The sequence below is a fragment of the Bradyrhizobium sp. genome, assembly GCF_019242285.1.
In the GTDB taxonomy this organism is placed as follows: domain Bacteria; phylum Pseudomonadota; class Alphaproteobacteria; order Rhizobiales; family Xanthobacteraceae; genus Bradyrhizobium.
Map to the genome: position 1 here is coordinate 1 of NZ_JAFAVV010000690.1, position 3,144 is coordinate 3,144.

Here is a 3,144-nt window from a genome sequence, read left to right on the forward strand (position 1 = left end):
CTCCATGAAATAGAACGCGCCGCGCGCGTCGAGCAGGAATTCCAGCGTGCCGGCGCCCTCGTAGCCCAGTTCCTTGATGGCTGCGACCGAAACCGCGCCCATCTTGGCCCGCAGTTCCGGCGAGACGGCCGGCGACGGCGCCTCCTCGATCAGCTTCTGGTGCCGGCGCTGCACCGAGCAGTCGCGCTCGCCGAGATGGATTGCGTTGCCATGGATATCGCCGAACACCTGGATTTCGACATGGCGCGGATCGGCAACCGCGCGCTCCAGGATCACGGTGCCGTCGCCGAACGCGGCCTTGGCTTCCGAGCGCGCGCTGCGCAGCGCGTCGGCAAACGCCGCCGCTTCGGTGACGAGCCGCATGCCGCGCCCGCCGCCGCCCGCGACCGCCTTGATCATCACGGGATAGCCGATGCGCTCAGCCTCGCGGCGCATCGCCGTTTCGCTCTGGTCCGCGCCCTGGTAGCCGGGGATGCAAGGCACGCCGGCGTTGCGCATGAACTCCTTGGCGCGGGCCTTGTCGCCCATCACCTCGATCTGCTCCGGCGACGGCCCGATGAACACCAGCCCGGCATCGCGGCAGGCCCGTGCGAAGGCCGCGTTCTCCGCCAGGAAACCGTAGCCGGGATGCACGGCGTCGGCGCCGCTCGCTTTCGCCGCGGCAATGATTGCCGCGATGTTCAAATAGGACTGCGCCGGCTGCGCCTCGCCGATCCGCACGGCGGCGTCGGCCTCGCGCACATGCGGGCTGTCGCGGTCCGCATCCGAATGGACCGCGACCACGCCATAGCCGAGCCGACGCGCCGTGCGCATGACGCGCCGCGCGATCTCGCCGCGGTTGGCGATCAGGATCTTGAAGAACCGCCGCTTCACCTGCGAGCTCATGGCCGCGCGACCGAGAACTGCATGCGCTGGGGGTTGCGCGCTTCGGCCTCGCGGCAGATCGCGAGCACCTCCGCGAGCAGCGCACGGGTGTCGCGCGGATCGATGACGCCGTCGTCGAGCAGGCGCGCGCTGGTCGCAAACACGTCCATCTGGCCGTCGAACACCCCGACGATCTCGGCCTTCATCGCCGCGAGCTTCTCGCGCTCGACCGGCCTGCCGCGCCGGGCCGCCGCGGCTTCGGTCACGATCGCCATGGTCTCGGCCGCCTGCTCGCCGCCCATCACGGCGGTCTTGGCATTCGGCCAGGAGAAGCAGAAGCGCGGATGAAAGCCGCGGCCGCACATGCCGTAATTGCCGGCGCCGAACGAGGCGCCGCAATAGATGGTGATCTGCGGCACCGTGGCGCTGGTCACCGCCTGGATCATCTTCGAGCCGTGCTTGATCATGCCGGCCTCCTCGTAGGCGCGGCCGACGATGTAGCCGGTGGTGTTGTTGAGATAGAGCAGCGGCGTGCGCGTCTGGCAGCAGGCCTGGATGAAATGCGTCGCCTTGTTGGCACCGGGCACGTCGATCGGGCCGTTGTTGGTGATGATGCCGAGCGCCTGCCCCTCGATGCGGGCATGGCCGCAGACGGTGGCGGGACCGTAGTTGACGCCGAACTCGCTGAAATCCGAGTCGTCGACGATCCGCGCGATCACCTGCCGCATGTCGACCGGGCGCTTGTGGTCCATCGGCATGATGCCGAGCAGTTCCTCCTGATCATAGCGCGGCGGCTTGTGCGGCGTGCCGGTCGCCCCAGGCCGGTCCCATTGCAGGCTCGCCATGATCTCGCGCGCGATGCGGAGCGCGTCGCGGTCGTCCTCGGCGAGGTAGTCGCCGAGGCCGGAAATCGCGGTGTGCATCTCGGCGCCGCCGAGCTCCTCCTCGGTCGCGATCTCGCCGGTCGCGGCCTTCAGCAGCGGCGGCCCGGCGAGGAACGCGCGGGTGCGGCCGCGCACCATGACGATGTAGTCGGACAGCCCGGTCTGGTAGGCGCCGCCCGCGGTCGACGAGCCGTGCGTCACGGTCACGACCGGCAGGCCCGCTGCCGACAGCCGCGCCAGGTTGCGAAAGATGTTGCCGCCCCGGACAAAATCCTCGACCCGATAGCGCAACAGATTGGCCCCGGCGCTCTCGACGAGCTGCACGTAAGGCAGCTTGTTCTCCAGCGCCAATTCCTGCACCCGCAGCGTCTTGTCGAGACCGAATGGTTGCAGCGCGCCGGCATCGATGCCGGCATCGCTGGCACTGACCATGCAGCGGATGCCGGCAACAAATCCGATGCCGGCGATGACGCCGCCGCCGGGCACGCTCCTGGCTGTGTCCGGCACGTCGAACAGGTAGCCGGCGAGGGTCGACAGCTCGATGAAGGGCGCGCCGGGGTCGAGCACCAGCGCCACGCGCTCGCGCGGCAGCAGCTGGCCGCGCTTGTGGAAGCGATCTTTTGCAGCGGCGGAAGCCGCACGGGTGCGCTCTTCCAATTCGCGCATCCGCGCGATCAGTTTGAGCATGCCGTCCCGGTTGGCCCGGAAGGCATCGCTGGAAGACGCGATCGTCGACTCGATGACCGCCATCGCCTACGCGCTCTTGGCCGCGAAATGATCGGCATAAGCCTGGCGCAGCTCGACCTTGCGCAATTTCCCGGTCGCGGTCATCGGCATCTCCTCGACGATCCTGACCAGTTTTGGCACCTGGAAACCACCGAGGTGTTGCGGCAGTGTTCGCCGATCGCCACCCGCCCGATCCGCCCCGGGCCCGGCACGCCGCCGGTGGCTGCGAGATTGTCCATGCGATGCCTCCTTACTTCTCGTCATTCCTGGATGCGCCGAAGGCGCAGGGCCGGAATCCATACTCACAATGGTGGTCATGGATTCCGGGCTCGCGCTTCGCGCGCCCCGGAACGACAACCTCAGTGCCTCACCCCAAAAATCTGCCGCGCCTCGGCAGGGCTTGCGATCTCGCGCCCCGCACGGCGGGCGCAGGCCGCGAGCGCCTCGACCAATTGCCCGTTCGACGACACCTTGGTGCCGTCGCCGAGATAGAAGGTGTCCTCGAGCCCTGTGCGCAAATGGCCGCCGAGGTCGGCGCAGCGCTGGTGCAGCGGCCAGATCTCCGCCCGCCCGATCGCGGTGACCTGCCAATGCGCCTCGGGCGCCTTCAGCTTCAACAGGATCGGCAGCAGTTCCGGATCGGCCGGCATGCCCGAAGCGACGCCCATCA

The 3,144-nt window shown here is 68.6% G+C and carries 3 protein-coding genes; all 3 read right to left on the reverse strand.

Annotated features, from left to right (window positions below):
* Positions 1 to 885: biotin carboxylase N-terminal domain-containing protein (locus JOY90_RS27870; RefSeq protein ID WP_291694315.1), on the reverse strand; the 885-nt coding region annotated here is incomplete at its 3' end.
* Positions 882 to 2,498, reverse strand: coding sequence for an acyl-CoA carboxylase subunit beta (locus JOY90_RS27875; protein WP_291694316.1), 1,617 nt, complete (start codon positions 2,496 to 2,498; stop codon positions 882 to 884). The genes JOY90_RS27870 and JOY90_RS27875, both read right to left, overlap by 4 nt.
* A 335-nt stretch (positions 2,499 to 2,833) precedes the next feature.
* Positions 2,834 to 3,144: 3-keto-5-aminohexanoate cleavage protein (locus JOY90_RS27880; protein ID WP_291694317.1), on the reverse strand; the 311-nt coding region annotated here is incomplete at its 5' end.

Bases quoted from the DNA above. Each gene is read 5' to 3' on its own strand.
- JOY90_RS27875 (WP_291694316.1), bottom strand. From the start codon at position 2,498: ATGGCGGTCATCGAGTCGACGATCGCGTCTTCCAGCGATGCCTTCCGG.